The organism is Caulobacter sp. GW821-FHT12D05, from assembly GCF_058807295.1.
In genome coordinates, this window is sequence record NZ_JBXAQO010000004.1 from 289,140 (window position 1) to 305,896 (window position 16,757).

At 67.7% G+C, this 16,757-nt stretch carries 16 protein-coding genes; 4 read left to right on the plus strand and 12 right to left on the minus strand.

Annotated elements, in window-relative coordinates; translation table 11 throughout:
• The 7 genes from AC1RRR_RS19520 to AC1RRR_RS19550 all read right to left on the minus strand — a co-directional run bounded on the left by AC1RRR_RS19520 (position 1) and on the right by AC1RRR_RS19550 (position 7,390).
• The gene (locus AC1RRR_RS19520) at positions 1 to 1,035 is read right to left on the minus strand and encodes a protein-glutamate methylesterase/protein-glutamine glutaminase (RefSeq protein ID WP_492815548.1); all 1,035 of its coding nucleotides are present in this window, start codon (positions 1,033 to 1,035) and stop codon (positions 1 to 3) included.
• On the minus strand, positions 1,035 to 1,904 hold the full coding sequence (locus AC1RRR_RS19525) for a CheR family methyltransferase (protein ID WP_492815549.1): 870 nt from the start codon (positions 1,902 to 1,904) through the stop codon (positions 1,035 to 1,037). Before AC1RRR_RS19525 ends, AC1RRR_RS19520 begins: the two co-directional genes overlap by 1 nt.
• Positions 1,904 to 2,371, minus strand: a complete 468-nt coding sequence (locus AC1RRR_RS19530; RefSeq protein ID WP_454718049.1) for a chemotaxis protein CheW — start codon at positions 2,369 to 2,371, stop codon at positions 1,904 to 1,906. Before AC1RRR_RS19530 ends, AC1RRR_RS19525 begins: the two co-directional genes overlap by 1 nt.
• 3 nt (positions 2,372 to 2,374) lie before the next feature.
• Positions 2,375 to 4,648 (minus strand): chemotaxis protein CheA, encoded by a 2,274-nt coding sequence (locus AC1RRR_RS19535; RefSeq protein ID WP_492815550.1) that lies wholly within the window; start codon positions 4,646 to 4,648, stop codon positions 2,375 to 2,377.
• A gap of 68 nt (positions 4,649 to 4,716) precedes the next feature.
• A complete protein-coding gene (locus AC1RRR_RS19540) occupies positions 4,717 to 5,082 on the minus strand; it encodes a response regulator (RefSeq protein WP_099581620.1) in 366 nt (121 codons plus the stop codon).
• Positions 5,079 to 5,366: an STAS domain-containing protein gene (locus tag AC1RRR_RS19545; RefSeq protein ID WP_454718051.1), complete on the minus strand. Its 288-nt coding sequence runs from the start codon at positions 5,364 to 5,366 to the stop codon at positions 5,079 to 5,081. Before AC1RRR_RS19545 ends, AC1RRR_RS19540 begins: the two co-directional genes overlap by 4 nt.
• Before the next feature lie 2 nt (positions 5,367 to 5,368).
• Entirely contained in the window at positions 5,369 to 7,390 is a 2,022-nt protein-coding gene (locus AC1RRR_RS19550; protein ID WP_492815551.1) for a methyl-accepting chemotaxis protein, read from the minus strand.
• 297 nt (positions 7,391 to 7,687) lie between these two features.
• Here AC1RRR_RS19550 and AC1RRR_RS19555 point away from each other — a divergent pair, with 297 nt between their 5' ends.
• Positions 7,688 to 7,999 carry a hypothetical protein gene (locus AC1RRR_RS19555; RefSeq protein ID WP_066686217.1) on the plus strand — a complete coding sequence of 104 codons (312 nt, stop codon included), beginning with the start codon at positions 7,688 to 7,690 and terminating at the stop codon, positions 7,997 to 7,999.
• 108 nt (positions 8,000 to 8,107) lie between these two features.
• On the opposite strand, the gene AC1RRR_RS19560 is transcribed toward AC1RRR_RS19555, so the two are convergent.
• The 5 genes from AC1RRR_RS19560 to AC1RRR_RS19580 all read right to left on the minus strand — a co-directional run bounded on the left by AC1RRR_RS19560 (position 8,108) and on the right by AC1RRR_RS19580 (position 13,924).
• The gene (locus AC1RRR_RS19560) at positions 8,108 to 9,718 is read right to left on the minus strand and encodes a methyl-accepting chemotaxis protein (RefSeq protein ID WP_492815552.1); all 1,611 of its coding nucleotides are present in this window, start codon (positions 9,716 to 9,718) and stop codon (positions 8,108 to 8,110) included.
• 228 nt (positions 9,719 to 9,946) lie between these two features.
• Positions 9,947 to 11,095, minus strand: a complete 1,149-nt coding sequence (locus AC1RRR_RS19565) for an acyl-CoA dehydrogenase family protein (protein WP_454718055.1) — start codon at positions 11,093 to 11,095, stop codon at positions 9,947 to 9,949.
• Positions 11,096 to 11,165: 70 nt separating this feature from the next.
• Complete coding sequence (locus AC1RRR_RS19570) at positions 11,166 to 12,596, minus strand: amino acid permease (RefSeq protein ID WP_492815553.1); 1,431 nt, start codon at positions 12,594 to 12,596, stop codon at positions 11,166 to 11,168.
• A 66-nt stretch (positions 12,597 to 12,662) separates the two neighbouring features.
• A complete protein-coding gene (locus AC1RRR_RS19575) occupies positions 12,663 to 13,667 on the minus strand; it encodes a putative sulfate exporter family transporter (protein WP_492815554.1) in 1,005 nt (334 codons plus the stop codon).
• Positions 13,664 to 13,924, minus strand: a complete 261-nt coding sequence (locus AC1RRR_RS19580; RefSeq protein WP_492815555.1) for a DUF6356 family protein — start codon at positions 13,922 to 13,924, stop codon at positions 13,664 to 13,666. Before AC1RRR_RS19580 ends, AC1RRR_RS19575 begins: the two co-directional genes overlap by 4 nt.
• 122 nt (positions 13,925 to 14,046) lie before the next feature.
• Between AC1RRR_RS19580 and AC1RRR_RS19585 the strand changes: the two genes are divergently transcribed.
• From AC1RRR_RS19585 to AC1RRR_RS19595, 3 genes are all read left to right on the plus strand, one after another.
• Positions 14,047 to 14,514 (plus strand): Lrp/AsnC family transcriptional regulator, encoded by a 468-nt coding sequence (locus AC1RRR_RS19585; RefSeq protein ID WP_492815556.1) that lies wholly within the window; start codon positions 14,047 to 14,049, stop codon positions 14,512 to 14,514.
• Between the two features lie 64 nt (positions 14,515 to 14,578).
• Positions 14,579 to 15,691, plus strand: a complete 1,113-nt coding sequence (locus AC1RRR_RS19590) for a pyridoxal phosphate-dependent aminotransferase (RefSeq protein ID WP_492815557.1) — start codon at positions 14,579 to 14,581, stop codon at positions 15,689 to 15,691.
• 69 nt (positions 15,692 to 15,760) lie between these two features.
• Complete coding sequence (locus tag AC1RRR_RS19595; RefSeq protein ID WP_492815558.1) at positions 15,761 to 16,744, plus strand: cupin-like domain-containing protein; 984 nt, start codon at positions 15,761 to 15,763, stop codon at positions 16,742 to 16,744.
• Positions 16,745 to 16,757 lie beyond the last annotated feature (13 nt).

Sequence of the window (16,757 nt, forward strand, 5' to 3'; positions counted from 1 at the left end):
TCATCGCCTCGCGGAGGCCAGATCGAGAATGGATTGGCCCATGTGGGACAGGGAAACCTGCTTTTCCACAGCGCCAAGTTCGAAAGCAGAGCGCGGCATGCCGTAGACGACGCACGAGGCCTCGTCCTGGCCCAGCGTCTTGGCGCCGGCCTTGCGCATGGCCAGAAGGCCTTGAGCGCCGTCGCGGCCCATGCCGGTCAGGATGGCCCCGACCGCCTTGTCGCCGACAGCGGCGGCCACCGAGTTGAACAGCACGTCCACCGACGGGCGGTGGCCGCTGACCGGGTCGCCCTGGACCAGGCGGCAACGCAGACCGGCCGAGCGGACGACCTCCAGGTGCGTGGCGCCGCCGGGAGCGACATAGACCTTGCCGGGCTCCAGCAGCGCGCCGTCCGTGGCTTCCTGCACCTTGGCCCCGCTGGCGCGATCCAGGCGCGCGGCGAAGCTGGCGGTGAAGGTGGCCGGCATGTGCTGGGTGATGACCGTCGGCGGGCAGGTCTCGGGGAACAGGGTCAGGATCGACAGAAGGGCTTCCACCCCGCCGGTCGACGACCCGATCGCCACGATGTCGCCCGAGGGCATGAAGTCCTTGCGGCGCGTCGGCGCGGACGCCGGCGCGGCGCCGGCGTTGGTGCGGACCGAGGCGCGCGCCGCGATCTTCACCTTGGCGACGATCTCGGACAGGGCTTCCTGGGTGCCGGTGGCGTCGGCGGGCTTGCCCACGCAATCCACCGCGCCCAGTTCCAGGGCCCGCAGCGTCATTTCGGCGCCGGCCTGGGTCAGGGTCGAGACCATGACCACCGGCATCGGCCGCAGGCGCATGATCTTCTCGAGGAACTCGATGCCGTTCATGTTCGGCATCTCGATGTCGAGGGTGACGACGTCGGGGTTCAGGGCCTTGATCATGCCGCGAGCCTCGAACGGGTCGCCGGCGCCGCCGACCACCTCGATGTCCGGGTCACGATTGAGGGCCGCCGTGATCAGGCTCCGCATGGTGGCGGAGTCGTCGACGACCAGAACGCGAATCTTAGGCATCAGCGACCCACCTTTCGATAGGCGGTCAGGCCGCAGCTCTCGAACGCGGTGACCGAAGCCCCGACGCGCTCGGAGTGGCCGACATACAGACGGCCGCCGGGCGCGATGAGCGGGGCGAACCGGCTCCAAACACGTTCCTGGGTGGGTTCATCGAAATAGATCACGACATTCCGGCAGAAGATTGCGTCGAACGGGCCCTTCATAGGCCAGGACGGACCGTTGAGATTTAGTTCCCGGAACGCGACCAGGCTGCGAGCAGCCTCGCTGACGCGCCAGCTGCGGCGGTCGGCGTCACGCTCGAAGTACTGACCGCGCACATTGGCGGGGATGCCTTCCAGCAGGCTCTCGTCGTAGACGGCCTCACGACCGGTCGCGAGCACGTTGGTGTCGATGTCCGTGCCCAGGATCCGGATGTCCAGATCCGCGGCGTTCGGCCAGACCGACAGCACCGTGAAGGCCATCGAATAGGGCTCCTGGCCCGACGAGCTGGCGGCCGACCACAGGCGCAGGCGGCCCCCGGCGCGGACCTTGTCGGCGACCGGCTCCAGGATGTTGGCGCGCAGGTCGTCGAAGTGGTGCGGCTCGCGGAAGAAGCGCGTGACGTTGGTGGTCAGAGCCCGGAGCATTTCCTGGCTCTCGTCGCCGCCCTTGTCGCTGGAGACGAAGGCGCAGTAGTCGGTGAAGGTGCGCAGGCCCAGGGTGCGCAGGCGCTTGGCCAGGCGCGAATAGACCAGCGTCGCCTTGCTGTCGGGCAGGCTGATGCCGGCCAGGTCGTACAGCAGCGCGGCGATGCGCTTGAAGTCGGCGGTCGTGAACGCGAACTCGCCATCGACGAGGGCTTCACGGGTAGAGGCGGAAGCAGTGCTCATCAGGCGGCCAGAGCCTCGCGTTCGGGAAGGATGCGGTCCAGCGAGATCTCGCTGATCATGCGGCCTTCGATCGAGATGATGCCGCGCACGAAGTTGCGGACGGTGTCGCAGGCCATGTCCGGCGTCGGCTGCACCATGTCGTCGTTGATCGACAGGATGTCCGAGACCGCGTCGACCAGCAGGCCGACGGTGCGGTCGCCCGCCTTGACCACGATGAAGACGCTGCGGACGGTCGGCTCGATCACCGGCATGCCCAGGCGGCAGGCCAGGTCCATGATCGGCAGGACCGCGCCGCGCAGGTTGATGACGCCGCGCATGAAGCCGGGCGACTGCGGGAGCACGGTGGCCGGGCTCCAGCCGCGGATCTCGCGAACCGCCATGATGTCGACGCAGTATTCCTGGTCGCCGACACGGAAGGAAATCAGTTCCCGGCGGTCAGCGCCGGAGGCGGTGGCAAGGTCGGTCATGACTTACTCCGCGGCGATGAGGGTGGGTTCGGTGGGACGCGGCGTACCGCCTTCCCGGCGGCGCATCGCGATGGTGGCGTCGACGTCGAGGATCAGCGCGACGCGGCCGTCGCCCAGGATGGTCGCGGCGGCGACGCCCTCGACCTGCTGGTAGTTCTGTTCCAGCGACTTGATGACGACCTGGCGCTGACCATGGATGGCGTCGGCCACCAGGGCGGCGCGCGAGCCGTCTTCACCTTCGACCAGCAGCACGACGCCGTCTGTCGGGGCGGGCGAGTGGTCGCGGTAGCCCAGGGCCTGGCCGACGTCGATCAGCGGCACGAAGCTGTCGCGGACGGCCAGCACCGAGCCGACGGGGCCCAGCGGGCGAACTTCTTCCGGCTTGGGACGCAGGCTCTCGACGATGGCGGCCAGCGGCACGACCAGGGTCTCGCCGGCGACGTCGACCACCATGCCGTCCAGGACGGCCAGGGTCAGCGGCAGGCTGAGCGTGAAGGTCGAGCCCAGACCGGGACGCGAGGTGATCGAGATGCGGCCGCCCAGGGCCTGGACCGAGCGCTTGACCACGTCCATGCCGACGCCGCGGCCCGAGACGTCTGAGATCTTCTCGGCGGTCGAGAAGCCCGGCAGGAAGATCAGGTTGTCGATCTCTTCGTCGGTCAGGGTCAGGTCGGGAGCGATCAGCCCCTTCTTGACCGCGATGCCGAAGACGCGCTCGCGGTTGATGCCCTTGCCGTCGTCCGAGACCTCGATGACGATCCGGCCGCTGCGGTGCAGGGCGGCCAGGCGCACGACGCCTTCGGGATTCTTGCCGGCCGCCTTGCGCTCCTCGGGGCTTTCCAGCCCGTGGTCGATGGCGTTGCGCAGCATGTGGGTGATCGGGTCGGACAGACGCTCGATGACCGTCTTGTCGACCTCGGTGTTCTCGCCTTCCATCACCAGGCGAGCCTGCTTGCTCGTCATGTTGGCGACTTCGCGGACCAGGCGCGGCATGCGCTGGAACACCGACTTCACCGGCTGGGCGCGGATGGCCATGACGCTGTCCTGGATCTCGCGGGTGAGCTGTTCCAGCTCATCCAGACCCATGGCCAGGTTCGAGGACGGGGCGATGCCATATTCGCCGACGCGCTGCGCCAGCATGGCCTGATTGATGACCAGCTCGCCGACCAGGTCGATCAGGCGATCGATGCGTTCCGGGTCGACCCGGATGACCGATTGGCCGGGACCCGGGACTTCGACCGGGGTGGCCTTGGGCGTGGCGGCGGCCGGCGCGGCAGCGGCGGGCTTGGCGGCCTCGACGACCGGCGCGGGGGCCGGGGCGACGGGCTCGACAACCTCGGCGACGGGCGCCGGGGCAATGATTTCGATGGGCTCGGGAGCCGGAGCGAACTCGACGGCTTCGACGACAGCCGGGGCTTCAGCGACCGTCAGCAGCGCGGCCATGGCGTCTTGGACGCCGCCTTCGCCACGGGTGATTTCCAGGTCGCAGTCGCCGTCGACGAATTCGAAGACTTCGCGGATCGCGCTTTCGTCTTCCTCGGTCTCCAGGCGCACGCTCCAGGTGACGAACGCGGCTTCCGGATCCAGGTCTTCCAGGGCCGGCAGGGCGCTGTCGTCCAGGGTCGCCTTGATCGGACCCAGGCGGTTCAGCTCGCGCAGCAGCAGCGCCGTCTCGTTGGCCTTGCGATACAGGTCCGACTTCGGACGGATCGACACCGTCCAGACATTGCTGGGCTCGGAATCGGCGGCCTGCGCCTCGACCGTGATGGTCTGGGGCACGAAGACGAAGCCGAGGTCGTCGTCATCCATCGCGTCGTCGTCAGCGGCGGCGGTAACGCTAACGGCGGCCGGAGCGACCTCTTCGACCACGGGGGCGTGAGCCGGGGCCGCGTTCGGATCGGTCCAGGTTTCCAGCTCGGCGGCCATGGCGGCCGAAGCCCCCATGTCGACATCGCCCAGGCCGCGAGCGGCGCTGACGTGGTCGGCCAGGATGTCGGAGGCGCGCAGCAGGACCGCGGCCAGCTCAACCGTGTTGGGCACGGAGCCCGAGCGCACGGCGTCCAGCAGGGTCTCGAACACGTGGGCGAAACGCACCAGCGGCTCGAGGCCGAAAGCGCCCGCGCCACCCTTGATCGAGTGGACGGCGCGGAACACGGCGTTGACCGTTTCGAGGTCGCCGGCCCCTTCCTGCATAGCCAGGAGACCGCCCTCGAGGTCGGCGAGGAGCTCCTCGCATTCCTGGAAGAAGGTGACCTTGATGGCCTCTAGCTCGTCCATATCCCGTACGTCCTAATTCGCGTCTAGCAACGGGTACTCAGTGAAACTCGGTACTGTCGTCTGGCCGGTTAGGCGGCGACGCGACGGATCGCGTCGACCAGCTTTTCCGGGTTGAAAGGCTTTACGATCCAGCCCGTCGCGCCGGCTTCGCGAGCCCGCTGCTTCTTGGCCGGGTCGCTTTCCGTGGTCAGCACCAGGATCGGGATGGCGCGATAGTCGTCGTCGACCCGCACCGCCTCGATGAAGCCGAAGCCGTCCAGCTTGGGCATGTTGATGTCCGTGATGATGATGTCGGGGCGATGGGCGGAGAGAACCTCCAGGCCATGCTCGCCGTCGACAGCCTCGACCACGTTGAAACCGGCGCCGACCAGAGCCATGCGCAGCATGTCCCTCATGGTGCGGGAATCATCGACCGTGAGAACCGTACGCGTCACGATTCAGCTCCTTGGAATTCCGCCGAGAGGAGCGCCCTTTCGGCGCCGAAAAGACGGGTGGTTTCGACAAAGGCCTCGGAAGGCCCCTTGATGGAAAAGACTTGGCCGTCCTGGTCCCACGCCTTGCGGGCGGCCAGCAGAACCTGCAGGCACAGACCGCCGAGGCGACGGACCTGATCGGCTTCGACCGTGATCGCCGCGCCGCGGCGTTCCAGGAAGGCGGCCTTGAGAGGGGCCGCGGCCTTCAGGTCCAGGGTTTCAGGCAGCGCGATCGCAGCGGCCATTCTTAGAACTCCTCCCAACCGTCCGTGGCGGGGGCCTGGGCGACAGCCGCCGAACCACTGCTCCGGCCCGGACGGGCGAAGGTGTTCAGGCGAGCCTGCTGCTCGGCCACCGGGTTGCGCGCCGGGGCGTGCTGAGCCGTGTCGGCCACAGCCGGACGGCTGTAGGTCGAGGCGCCGTTGCCCACTTGGAAGCGGGCCATCAGGCGCACCAGTTCACCGGTTTCACCCTTCAGCGAGTGCGTCGCGGCGGTCGATTCCTCGACCATGGCGGCGTTCTGCTGGGTCACCTGATCCATCTGGTTCACGGCGGTGTTGACTTCGTTCAGACCAGTCGCCTGCTCCGCGGCCGAGGCCGCGATCTCGGTGACCAGCGCGTCGATCTCGCCGACCTTCGCCACGATCCGTTGCAGCGCCTCGCCCGTCTGGCCGACCAGGCTGACGCCTTGGCTGACCTGCTGGGTCGAGCTGGAGATCAGAGCCTTGATCTCCTTGGCCGCTTCGGCCGAACGCTGGGCCAGGGCGCGAACTTCCTGGGCGACGACCGCGAAGCCGCGGCCCGCTTCACCCGCACGCGCGGCTTCGACGCCGGCGTTCAGGGCCAGGAGGTTGGTCTGGAAGGCGATTTCGTCGATCACGCCGATAATCTGGCTGATCTGCTTGGACGAGTTTTCGATCTCGCCCATGGCCGACACTGCCTGATGCACGACCTGGCCGCTATGCGTCGCTTCGCCACGCGTCGTCGAGACCACGTCCGAGGCTTGGCGAGCGCCCGAGGCCGTGCGACGCACGGTGGCGGTCAGCTCGTCCAGGGCGGCGGCGGTTTCTTCCAGGCTGGCGGCTTGTTGCTCCGTACGGCGCGACAGGTCGTCCGAGGCATGAGCGATCTCGTCGGCGCCGGTGCGCAGGCCGTCGGTCGAGGCGGCGATGACCTTCATCGTCTCCTGCAGCGAGCCCATGGCGCCGTTGAAGTCGGTCTTCAGCTTGGCGTAGTCGCCCGGGAAGTCGGCGGTGACGCGGAACGTCAGGTCGCCCTGGGCCAGCTTCTCCAGGCCTTCGGCCAGGCTGCTGACCACGGTCGAAGCTTCCTTGGCGGCCGAGGCGGCTGCGGCTTCCTTGGCGCGGCGTTCGTCGGCCGTGAGGGCGGCTGACTTTTCCTGCTCGGCGCGCAGCGTATCCAGGTGCAGCTGATTGTCGCGGAAGACCTTCAGAGCCGAGACGATGGCGCCCAGCTCGTCGCCGCGCGTCAGCTTCTCGAGGTCAATCGTGTTGTCGCCCTTCGACAGCTTGTCGGTGGCGCCGGCGATGTCGGCGATCGACTTGCGGGTCGTCATGACCGTGAACCAGGCCAGGGCGGCGACGGCAGCCAGGGTGACCAGCGACATGATGATGGTGATCGTCATCGCGGCCTTGGCTTCAGCCTCGCGCTTGACGGTCTCGGCCTTGATGCGGGCGTTGGCGGCGGCGACCACCTGGTCCAGCTGCCCGCTCATCTTGGCGTATTGTTCTTCGAACGGCGCGACGAAGCCGACGGCCATGCCGAAGTCGACGCCGATCATGCCCGACACGGTGTCGATGGCGCTGCGGCATTCTTCGAGCGACTTGATCAGCTCGGCGATCTTGGCCTGTTCGCTGACCGGCAGATGGCTCTTCAGGGCCGTCAGGTCCTTCTTGACCGCGTCCGTTTCCTTGAGCACGGCGGCCATGCGCGCGTCGTTCTTGTCGACGTCGATGTTGCCGGCCTTGTGCGTGAGAACGGTGTAGAGCTCACCGTTGATGTTGGAGATGCGCTTGGACAGCGCCTGAATCTCCATGTTCTCGCGCATGTCGGTCTGCACGACGTCTTGCAGAGCAGCCGACTGGCTTTTCTGAACGACGATCGCTCCGGCGGCCATCAGGGCCAGCATGAGCAGTGCGAAAGCCGGCGCGATGCCGATCTTGATGATCAACGGCAGATCGACGAGACGAATTCGTTTCATCGCTAGGTTCCCTCCAACCAGCGATCCGTGCCCACGGCTCGCCAACATGAGAGGGGATAATCCCCATAGATTCCTAACAACCTCTGACTTGGTAAACGCCAATTCGACATAATAATTCGAGGTCGTGTGCGAATGGGCAGTTTGTCGCAGGCGCCCACGCGGGGAATCTATAAAGCGAAGACGCCCACGCGGGAGTCGCGTGGCGATTCCGGGATGGTTACCCGACAGTAAACCTTCAATATTCTTCGCCGACTCAGATTCTCTTAACTTGAACCTGCGACAAGGCTCCTGCGTCCGATTGGCGCGTCGTCCGTCGGACGTGACACTTTTACTAGGAGCAGCGGGATGAAATATCCGATCGCTATTGCCGCGGGAATCGCTGGCAGCTTTTTCGTCGCTCAGGCCGCTTCGGCCGCCGGCGGTTTCGAAGACCAAATGGGCCGTTGCCTGCAGCAGTTCGCGAACACCCGCGACGCCGCGCAAGTGATGCTCGAGTGCAACGCCGCTGACGGCAAGCTGTCGGACTGCAAGGTCGTCGACAACAGCGCCGCCGGTAAGGGCTTCGACAAGGCCGCGATGTGCATCGCCGAAAAGCTCCCGATGGGCGCCAAGACCGGCACCGTGAAGGTTCCGTTCCGCTTCCCGGGCGGCGCGTAAGCTACGCGCCCTCCTTTCGGGGGAAACAAAACGCCCTCGCCGACTGGTTCGGCGGGGGCGTTCTGCTGTTTGGGCGCTACAGAACACGTCGGCGCTCTAATCTATGCCTCAGAACTCTTCCCACTCGTCCTTGATCGCCACGGCGGCATTGCCACGAGCGACCGGGGCCGAGGCGCCCGGACGAACAGCGGGACGGGCGACAGGACGCGCAGGCAGCGGCGCGGCGCGCGTGGGCTCGGGCTTGCTCACGGCGACCGGCGTCGAGGCGCCAGACACACGGAAAGTGGCCACCTGCTTGATCAGTTCGGCGGTCTGACCCTTGAGGGAATGGGTCGCGGCCGTCGTCTGCTCCACCATGGCGGCGTTCTGTTGGGTGACCTGGTCCATCTGATTGACGGCCGTGTTCACCTCGTTCAGGCCTTGGGCCTGTTCCTGAGCCGAGGACGAGATCTGGACGATCAGGTCGTCGATCTCGGCCACCTTGGCGACGATCCCGCGCAGGGCCTCGCCGGTCTGGCCCACCAGCCCCACGCCGCGATCGACCTGGGCGGTCGAGTTGGCGATCAGGGTCTTGATCTCCTTGGCCGCGTCGGCCGAACGCTGGGCGAGAGCCCGCACTTCCTGCGCCACGACCGCGAAGCCGCGACCAGCTTCACCCGCGCGCGCGGCTTCAACGCCGGCGTTCAGGGCCAGAAGGTTGGTCTGGAAGGCGATCTCGTCGATCACCCCGATGATGTTGCCGATCGAGCGCGAGCTGGTTTCGATCTCACCCATGGCCGAGACGGCCTGGTCGACGACGGCGCCCGACTTCTCGGCCTCGGCCTTGGCGCCGGCGACCACGTCCTGGGCCTGCTTGGCGCCCGACGCGGTGCGGCGGACGGTCGAGGTGATCTCGTCCAAGGCGGCGGCGGTCTCTTCCAGGCTGGCGGCCTGCTGCTCGGTGCGGCGCGACAGGTCGTCGGCGGCGGCGCCGATCTCGTCCGTGCCCGAGCGGATGCCGTTGGTGGCTTCCGAGACGCGGCTCATCGCGCCCTCAAGAATGCCGACGGCGTTGTTGAAGTCATCCTTCAGCTTCTGGAATTCGGGCGTGACCTCGGTGTTGAGGCGACCGACCAGATCGCCGTGAGCCAGACGGTCGAGGGCCTCACCCAGCGCCTGGACGACGGCCTTCTGGCTGGCCTCGTTGGCCAGGCGCACGCTTTCCAGGCGCACGCGCTCGGCCTCGATGGTCTCCAGATAGATCGAGATGGCGAAATCCATGTCCAACATGACCGCCTTCATCAGGGCGCTGACGGCGTCGCCGGCCTTGGCGGGATCGCCCTTGGCCATGAAGCCCTTGGGCCATTGCTCGTCGATCACGGCGCGGATCAGGTGCTCGCTGACCACCGCGTAGCCGCCGATGTACCAGCGCGGCTCCAGGCCGATGCGGGCGTGGGTCTGGCCGATGGTGCGCACGGCGTTGACATAGGTGTCGTCGAACTCGGCGCGCGAGATCACGTCCCAGTGGGTCTGCTGGCGGCCCGAGGCGGCCTGCATGTGCTTTTCGTCGCCGAAGAACTTGCGGGTCTCGGGGGTCGAGCGGACCTTGGCGTAGAAGGCGTCCAGCGCCGGGCCGATATTCTTGCGGATGACGGGCTGCAGATCACGCAGGGCGCCGCGCGCCTTGGCGTCCAGGCCCATGAACGCCACTCGTTCGTTGATCGCGTGATCCTGGCTCAAAGCCGCCCCCGTTTCAAAATGCGGGAGCAGGCTCGTCTGGCATGCTTAATGCCAACTTAAATATTCGCGCCGGCCGGGCGGCAAGGTGACGCACACCGCGCAACCGAGAGTGCGCACAACCGGATAGCGATGTTCTTGAAAACCTTTGCAGGGACTGAGGAATTCACCCCCCATGCGGCATGCGCGCACGGCTAGACTTGCGACATCCTGCCGCAGTTTCGAGGCCCCCTAGCCTCCCCGTTTCAGGGTTTCGCGGGCGATGACCAGCTGCTGGATCTGGCTGGTGCCCTCGTAGATGCGGAAGATCCGCACGTCGCGGTACAGCCGCTCGATTCCATAGTCGGCGACATAGCCGGCCCCGCCAAACACTTGCACGGCCCGATCGGCGACCCGCCCGACCATCTCCGAGGCGAACAGCTTGGACGCCGCCGCCTCCAGGGTGACGCCCACGCCGGCGTCGCGCTTGCGGGCGGTGTCGAGCACCAGGGCTTTCGCGGCCAGGGCCTCGGTCTTGCTGTCGGCGATCATCGCCTGGATCAGCTGGAAGCTGGCGATCGGCTGGCCGAACTGCTTGCGCTCGGACGCATAGGCCACGCAGTCGGCGATCAGCCGCTCGGCCACGCCCACGCAGACGGCGGCGATGTGCAGGCGGCCGCGATCCAGCACCTGCATGGCGACCTTGAAGCCCTCGCCCTCCTCGCCCAGGCGATTCTCGACCGGCACGCGGACATTGTCGAAGGTGACGTCGTGGATGTGGGCGCCCTGCTGGCCCATCTTCTTCTCGGGCTTGCTGACCGACAGGCCGGGCAGGCCGCTCGGCACCAGGAAGGCCGAGACCCCGCCCCCGCCCTTCACGTCAGGGTTGGTGCGGGCCATCACCGTGAACAGCGAGGCCTTGCCGGCATTGGTGATGAAGCGCTTGCCGCCGTTCAGGACGTAGTGGTCGCCGTCCAGCGTAGCGCGGGTCTGCACGGCGGCGCTGTCGGAGCCGGCTTCCGGCTCGGTCAGGGCGAAAGAGGTGATGGTCTCGCCCGACGCGATGCCCTCCAGCCACTTGGCCTTCTGGGCGTCGTTGCCGAACATCACCAGCCCCTGGCTGCCGATGCCGACATTGGTGCCGAACACCGAGCGGAAGGCCGGCGAAGCGCGGCCCAGCTCGATGGCCACCAGCGCCTCTTCCTCCATGTTGAGGCCGAGGCCACCGTATTCCTCGGGGATGGAGAGGCCGAAGAGGCCGAGGGCCTTCATCTCCTCGATCACGTCGGCCGGGACGGCGTCGTCCTCGGCGACCTTGGCCTCGATGGGGCGCAGGCGCTCGGCCACGAAACGCGCCACCGTCTCGAGCAGCTGCTCGCGGGTTTCCAGATCGAGGGCCATGCGCTTCTTCTCCCGACTTCAAACGCTTGTTTTGAAGCCGACTGTAGCGATGGCCCCCGAGAATGGAAGCCTAGGCTTTCTCCTGCTGAGCCAGCACGCTCTTGCGCATGCCGTAGGCGACATAGACCACCGCCCCGATGATGTGGGCGAACAGGAAGTAGATCTGGGTCTTGGCCGGCAGGCTGTAGAACAGATAGAGGCACCCCAGGATGCCGGCCGGGGCCACGATCTGCCACGCGGGGGTCGAGAAGACCCGGGGACGGTTCGGCTCGCGCCGGCGCAGCACGATCACCGAGGCGCCCACGGCGATGAACGCCGCCAGCGTGCCGGCATTGGCCAGCTCGGCGATGTCCTTCAACGACAGGAAGCCCGACAGCACCGCCGACAGGGCGCCGGTCAGCAGGGTCATGACCACCGGCGTGCCGGTCTTGGCGTTCACCCGCGACAGGGCGCGCGGCAGCAGGCCGTCGCGGGCCATGACGAAGAAGATCCGGCTCTGGCCATACATGAAGGCCAGGATCACGGTCGGCAGGGCGATGACGGCGGCCAGGGCCACCAGCTGGGCGACGCGGGGCTGCTGCAGGCTTTCCAGAATGAAGACCAGCGGTGCCTCGCTCTTGGAGAACACCTCGGCGCGCGAGGCCCCGATCGCGACGGCGGCGACGATCATATAGATCGCCGTGCAGGCGGCCATCGAGCCGACGATGCCGATGGTCAGGTCGCGCTTGGGGTTCTTGGTCTCCTCGGCGGCGGTCGACACCGCGTCGAAGCCGTAGAAGGCGAAGAAGATCAGGCTGGCGGCGGCCATGACGCCGATCTTGGCGGCGTCCGGGCCGGCGCCGGCGGGGGTATGGGCCTGGAAGCCGTTGGGCATGAACGGCGTGAAGTGGCTGGCGTCGAAGGCCGGCAGGCACAGGGCCACGAACACGGCCAGGGCGATGATCTTCACGAACACCAGGATCATGTTGACCGTGGCGCTCTCGCGGGTGCCCAGGGCCAGGAGGCCCGCCACCGCCATCGAGATGATCACGGCCGGCAGGTTGACCACGCCGCCCTGGTGCGGGCCGGCCAGCAGATAGTCGGGGAAGCCGGCGGCCGCGAACAGGCCATGGGCGTGGGCCGACCAGCCCACCGCCACGGCCGCGCAGACCAGCGTGTATTCCAGGATCAGGCTCCAGCCGACGAACCAGGCGACCGGCTCGCCCATGGCCGCGTAGCTGTAGGTGTAGGCGCTGCCCGCCGCCGGCATCATGGTCGACAGCTCGGCGTAGCAGAGCGCGGCGCAGGCGCAGACCGCGCCGGCGATCAGGAACGACAGGATCACGCCGGGCCCGGCCAGGCCCGCGCCCACGCCGGTCAGGGTGTAGATGCCGGTGCCGACGATGGCCCCGACACCCAGCGCGACCAGATGGTACCAGCTCAGGGTCTTTTTCAGTTGATGGCTGTCCGCGTGTCCGGCGGTGATGGTGTCGATCGCCTTGCGGCGCGTCCAGAAGCTCACTTTAGGGTCCCTCCGACTCGTGTCGGGACCATGAAGCGGGTTTCGTGCCCAGCCAAGCCTTGAATGTTAGAAGAAAATTCTCGTCAGGGCGTAGGCCAGCACGGCGACGGCGACTGTGACCGTTCCCAGCATCAGGGCCAGCTTCGGCTTGACCTCCAGCAGGGCCTTGGGACCGAGCTTGGCCGAGATCGCGCCAACGCCGGCCAGCAGCAGGAAGCTGGAGCAGGCCATCAGGGTGGAGACCATGGCGGCGGGGATCAGGTTCAGCGCCCGCGCCCCGGCCAGGGCGAAGAAGCCCAGCACGAACAGCGGCGGAGCCTTGATGCCCGAGACGACGCCGCCGCCCTCCTTGCTGCGCATCAGCATGAAGCCGATCAGCATCACCGCCGGGCCCAGCCAGACGATGCGGGCCAGCTTGGCCAGCGCCGCCGTGCTGGCGGTCTCGGGCGACACCGAGGCCCCCGCGCCCGCCACCTGGGCGACGTCATGGATCGAAAGACCGAAGAACACCCCGGCCTGGTGGGCGGTCAGGCCCAGGGCGTGGGCCAGCGGCGGATAGGCCAGCATGGCCACGGTCGAGAGCAGATTGACGCCGACAATGACCAGGGCCGTCGTGCGCTGGTTGGCGGGGCTGGCCGGTGCGGCCTGCGATGCGGCGAGCGCAGCGGAGGCCCCGCAGATCGAACAGGCGGCGGCCGCGATCAAGGCCTCGGCGAACGGCAGGCCCAAGGCCACGCCGGCAGCCGCGCCGATGGCCAGGCCGCCCAGCACCACGACGCCGCTGGCCAGAATGGCCGGACCGCCTAGGGCGGCGAATTCGGCCCAGCTGATCTGGGCGCCCATCATGGCCACGCCCAGGCGCAGACCCGGCTTGGCGAAGATATCGAGACCCGCGCCCAGCTGCGCCTGCAGGCCCAGCGCGCCCAGCATCATGCCCAGCACCACCGCGATCAGCGGGGCGGGCGCGTGCAGGCTCGTGGCCAGCAGCTTGGCCAGCACCGCCAGCAGCACGCCGGCCACCAGGCCGGGGCCGAGACGGCCAGCACTCAGCTTGAGCGTGGCGGCGGTCATCCCCGGACGGTTTCGCCGCGGGGGAAGTGGGCGTCGGCCGAATGGGAATCGGCCTGCGCGCAGCGGTTCGACAGGCGCTCGTTCAGGCGGCGGACCGTCTGGCTGCCGGTGCGCTCGAAGGCGAAGGGCAGGATGCCGTGGACGATGCAGGCCAGGCCCGCGCCCAGCAGGGTGAAGCCAAAGCTCCAAGCCACGCCCATGTGCTCGCCGTAGCTTTCGCCGACCGACTTGGGATGACGGGTGAACGACAGGTCCATGGACGCCTCGCGCGGTTACCGAGGCTCCCTAGGATGGCGAGGATTCGAAGAAAGGCATTACTGGATTGCGCGCTGATCGCGGCGTAGAGAGAATTCCATTCTTCGATTGCGGGGTTCTGGAGATGATCGATCTCGACCAAATCGACCGGCGCATCCTGGCCATTCTCCAGGAGGACGCCACGGTCGCGATCGCCGACATCGCTGAGCGGGTCGGCCTGACCCAGACGCCGTGCTGGAAACGGGTCAAACGCCTGCAGGACGCCGGGGTGATCACCGCTCGTGTCGCGCTGCTCGATCGCGAGGCGCTGGATCTGGGCCTGACCGTCTTCGTGGCGGTGAAGACCGGCCGTCACGACGAGGACTGGCTGACGACCTTCGCGGCCGGCGCCAAGGCCCTGCCGGAGGTGGTCGAGTTCTACCGGATGAGCGGCGACGTCGACTACCTGCTCAAGGTCGTGGTCCGCGACATCGCCGCCTATGACCGCTTCTACAAGCGCCTAATCGCTACCGCCCCGCTCACCGACGTCTCGTCCAGCTTCGCGATGGAGCAGATCAAGTTCACGACGGCCCTGCCAATCTGTCCGACCTGACGCCGTCGCGCGGATGTCACGGTCGCGCTTCACTTAGGCTCCGATTTCGAGTGGAGCGTGACCCATGGATGCGACCCGGCGTGGACTTCTGATCGGCGGCGCGGCCCTCGCGCCCTCTTTGGCCCCCTCCTTGGTTTTAGGGGCCGAGACCTCGGTCGATCCGACCGCCCCGCCGGCCATCCGCGCCCATCTGGGCGTCACCGAGAACCCGTTCGGCCCCGCCCCGGCCGCCCGCAAGGCCGCCGCCGACGCCCTGCTGGAAACGCCCTACTACGCCTGGGCGCTGGAACCGCCGCTGGTCAAGCTGATCGCCCAGCGCGACGCCCTCAAGCCCGAGCAGGTCGGCCTGTGCAACGGCTCGCTAGAGGCCCTGTCGCTGCTGTCGACGGCGTTCGGCAAGACTGGTCCCGTGGTCTCGGCCCAGCCCAGCTACGCCACGCCGCTGCTCTATGCCGAGCGTCAGGGCGCCAAGCTGGAATGGGTCCCGCTGGCCGCCGACCAGCAGATCGACCTGCCGGCCCTGGCCGCCCGCGCCCAGGCGACCAACGCCGGCGCGGTCTATGTCTGCAATCCCAACAATCCGACCGGCCTGCTGCTGGACACCGACGCCTTGCGGGCCTTCTGCATCGAGGTCGCCAAGACCCGGCCGGTGATCGTCGACGAGGCCTATATCGAGATCAGCCCCGATCCCGTGCGCAACTCGATGATGGACCTGGTCCGCGCCGGCCACGACGTGATCGTCGCCCGCACCTTCTCCAAGGTCTACGGCATGGCCGGCCTCCGCGTCGGCTTCATCGCCGCGCGCCCCGACCGGGTGAAGACGCTGAAGAGCATGATCCCGACCCACAAGGGCCGCCCGGGTCTGGCGGCTGCGGCGGCCTGCTATGGCGACCAGCCCTATCTGGCCGGCGCGAAGGCCTATCTCGAAGGCTGCCGCAAGAAGATCTACGCCATCTGCCAGGCCAATGGCCTGAAGTACCTGCCCTCGCACGGCACCTATGTCTTCGTCGATTGCGGCAAGCCGAACCTGGCCTTCCAGAAGACGCTAGCGGCGATGGGCGTCGAGGTGCGGGTGTTCGACAGCCCGGCCCACTCGACCTGGATCCGCGTCGGCACCGCCAGCCCGGCCGAGCTGGACTACTTCGCGACCGTGCTGCCCAAAGCCCTCAAGGCCTAGGCGGGCTGGCGGGAACGCCCTATTGGTCAGACCTCGTCTGATCAGTGACCTGTCATGCCTGTAGTCGAAATGAACGCGATCGACGCCGATCGCTTCCACGCGGAGATCGTCCCGGCCGCCCGGCCGGTCGTGTTCCGGGGCCTGGTGTCCCACTGGCCAGCCGTCGCCGCCGCGCGCCAGAGCGACGAGGCCCTGTTCGACTACCTGGCTCGCTTCGACCGCCAGGAGCCGGTCGGCACGTTGGTCGTCCCGCCCGAGGTCGGCGGCCGGTTCTTCTACAATGACGACCTGTCGGGCTTTAACTTCCAGGGCGGCCGCGCGCGCCTCTCCAAGAGCTTCGAGTTCCTGCTGGCCAATCGCGAGGTCGAGAACCCGGCGACCCTGGCGGCCCAATCGATCTCGACCCGCGCCCATCTGCCCGGCTTCGCCGCCGAGAACGTCTCGCCGCTGCTGGCGCCCGAGGTCGAGCCGCTACTGTGGCTGGGCAACCGGGTGATCGTCGCCGCCCACCAGGATCCGTACGAGAACCTGGCCTGCGTGGTCGCCGGCCGCCGCCGTTTCACCCTGTTCCCGCCAGAGGCCGTCGCCGACCTCTATATCGGCCCGTTCGAAAAGACCCCCGGCGGTCCGCCGATCAGCATGGTCTCGTTCGATGAACCGGACCTGGAGCGCTACCCCAACTTCGCCCGAGCGCTGGAGGTCTCCGAGGTCGTCGAGCTGGAGCCCGGCGACGCGCTCTACATCCCGTACCTGTGGTGGCACCACGTGCGCTCGCTGGAGCCGGTGAACCTGCTGACCAACTACTGGTGGGCCAACGCGCCCGCCGGACGCGGCCAGGCCATGGACGCCTTCCTGCACGCGGTGCTGGCGCTGCGCGCCTTGCCGCCGCATCAGCGGGCGGCCTGGAAGAGCACGTTCGACCACTATGTGTTCGGCGATCCCGACACGGCGACGGCGCACCTGCCAGAGGGCGTCCGCGGCATGCTAGGCGAGCTCTCCGAGGAAGACGCCAAACGCATCCGCCAGGTGCTGGGTAAGAAGCTCTCCGGTTGACGGCGAGCCGGCG

What these genes read in the sequence shown, in the direction of transcription:
- AC1RRR_RS19520 (WP_492815548.1), bottom strand. Translation starts at nt 1,035, where the DNA reads ATGCCTAAGATTCGCGTTCTGGTCGTCGACGACTCCGCCACCATGCGG.
- AC1RRR_RS19525 (WP_492815549.1), bottom strand. Translation starts at nt 1,904, where the DNA reads ATGAGCACTGCTTCCGCCTCTACCCGTGAAGCCCTCGTCGATGGCGAG.
- AC1RRR_RS19530 (WP_454718049.1), bottom strand. Translation starts at nt 2,371, where the DNA reads ATGACCGACCTTGCCACCGCCTCCGGCGCTGACCGCCGGGAACTGATT.
- AC1RRR_RS19535 (WP_492815550.1), bottom strand. Translation starts at nt 4,648, where the DNA reads ATGGACGAGCTAGAGGCCATCAAGGTCACCTTCTTCCAGGAATGCGAG.
- AC1RRR_RS19545 (WP_454718051.1), bottom strand. Translation starts at nt 5,366, where the DNA reads ATGGCCGCTGCGATCGCGCTGCCTGAAACCCTGGACCTGAAGGCCGCG.
- AC1RRR_RS19550 (WP_492815551.1), bottom strand. Translation starts at nt 7,390, where the DNA reads ATGTTGGCGAGCCGTGGGCACGGATCGCTGGTTGGAGGGAACCTAGCG.
- AC1RRR_RS19555 (WP_066686217.1), top strand. Translation starts at nt 7,688, where the DNA reads ATGAAATATCCGATCGCTATTGCCGCGGGAATCGCTGGCAGCTTTTTC.
- AC1RRR_RS19565 (WP_454718055.1), bottom strand. Translation starts at nt 11,095, where the DNA reads ATGGCCCTCGATCTGGAAACCCGCGAGCAGCTGCTCGAGACGGTGGCG.
- AC1RRR_RS19575 (WP_492815554.1), bottom strand. Translation starts at nt 13,667, where the DNA reads ATGACCGCCGCCACGCTCAAGCTGAGTGCTGGCCGTCTCGGCCCCGGC.
- AC1RRR_RS19580 (WP_492815555.1), bottom strand. Translation starts at nt 13,924, where the DNA reads ATGGACCTGTCGTTCACCCGTCATCCCAAGTCGGTCGGCGAAAGCTAC.
- AC1RRR_RS19585 (WP_492815556.1), top strand. Translation starts at nt 14,047, where the DNA reads ATGATCGATCTCGACCAAATCGACCGGCGCATCCTGGCCATTCTCCAG.
- AC1RRR_RS19590 (WP_492815557.1), top strand. Translation starts at nt 14,579, where the DNA reads ATGGATGCGACCCGGCGTGGACTTCTGATCGGCGGCGCGGCCCTCGCG.
- AC1RRR_RS19595 (WP_492815558.1), top strand. Translation starts at nt 15,761, where the DNA reads ATGAACGCGATCGACGCCGATCGCTTCCACGCGGAGATCGTCCCGGCC.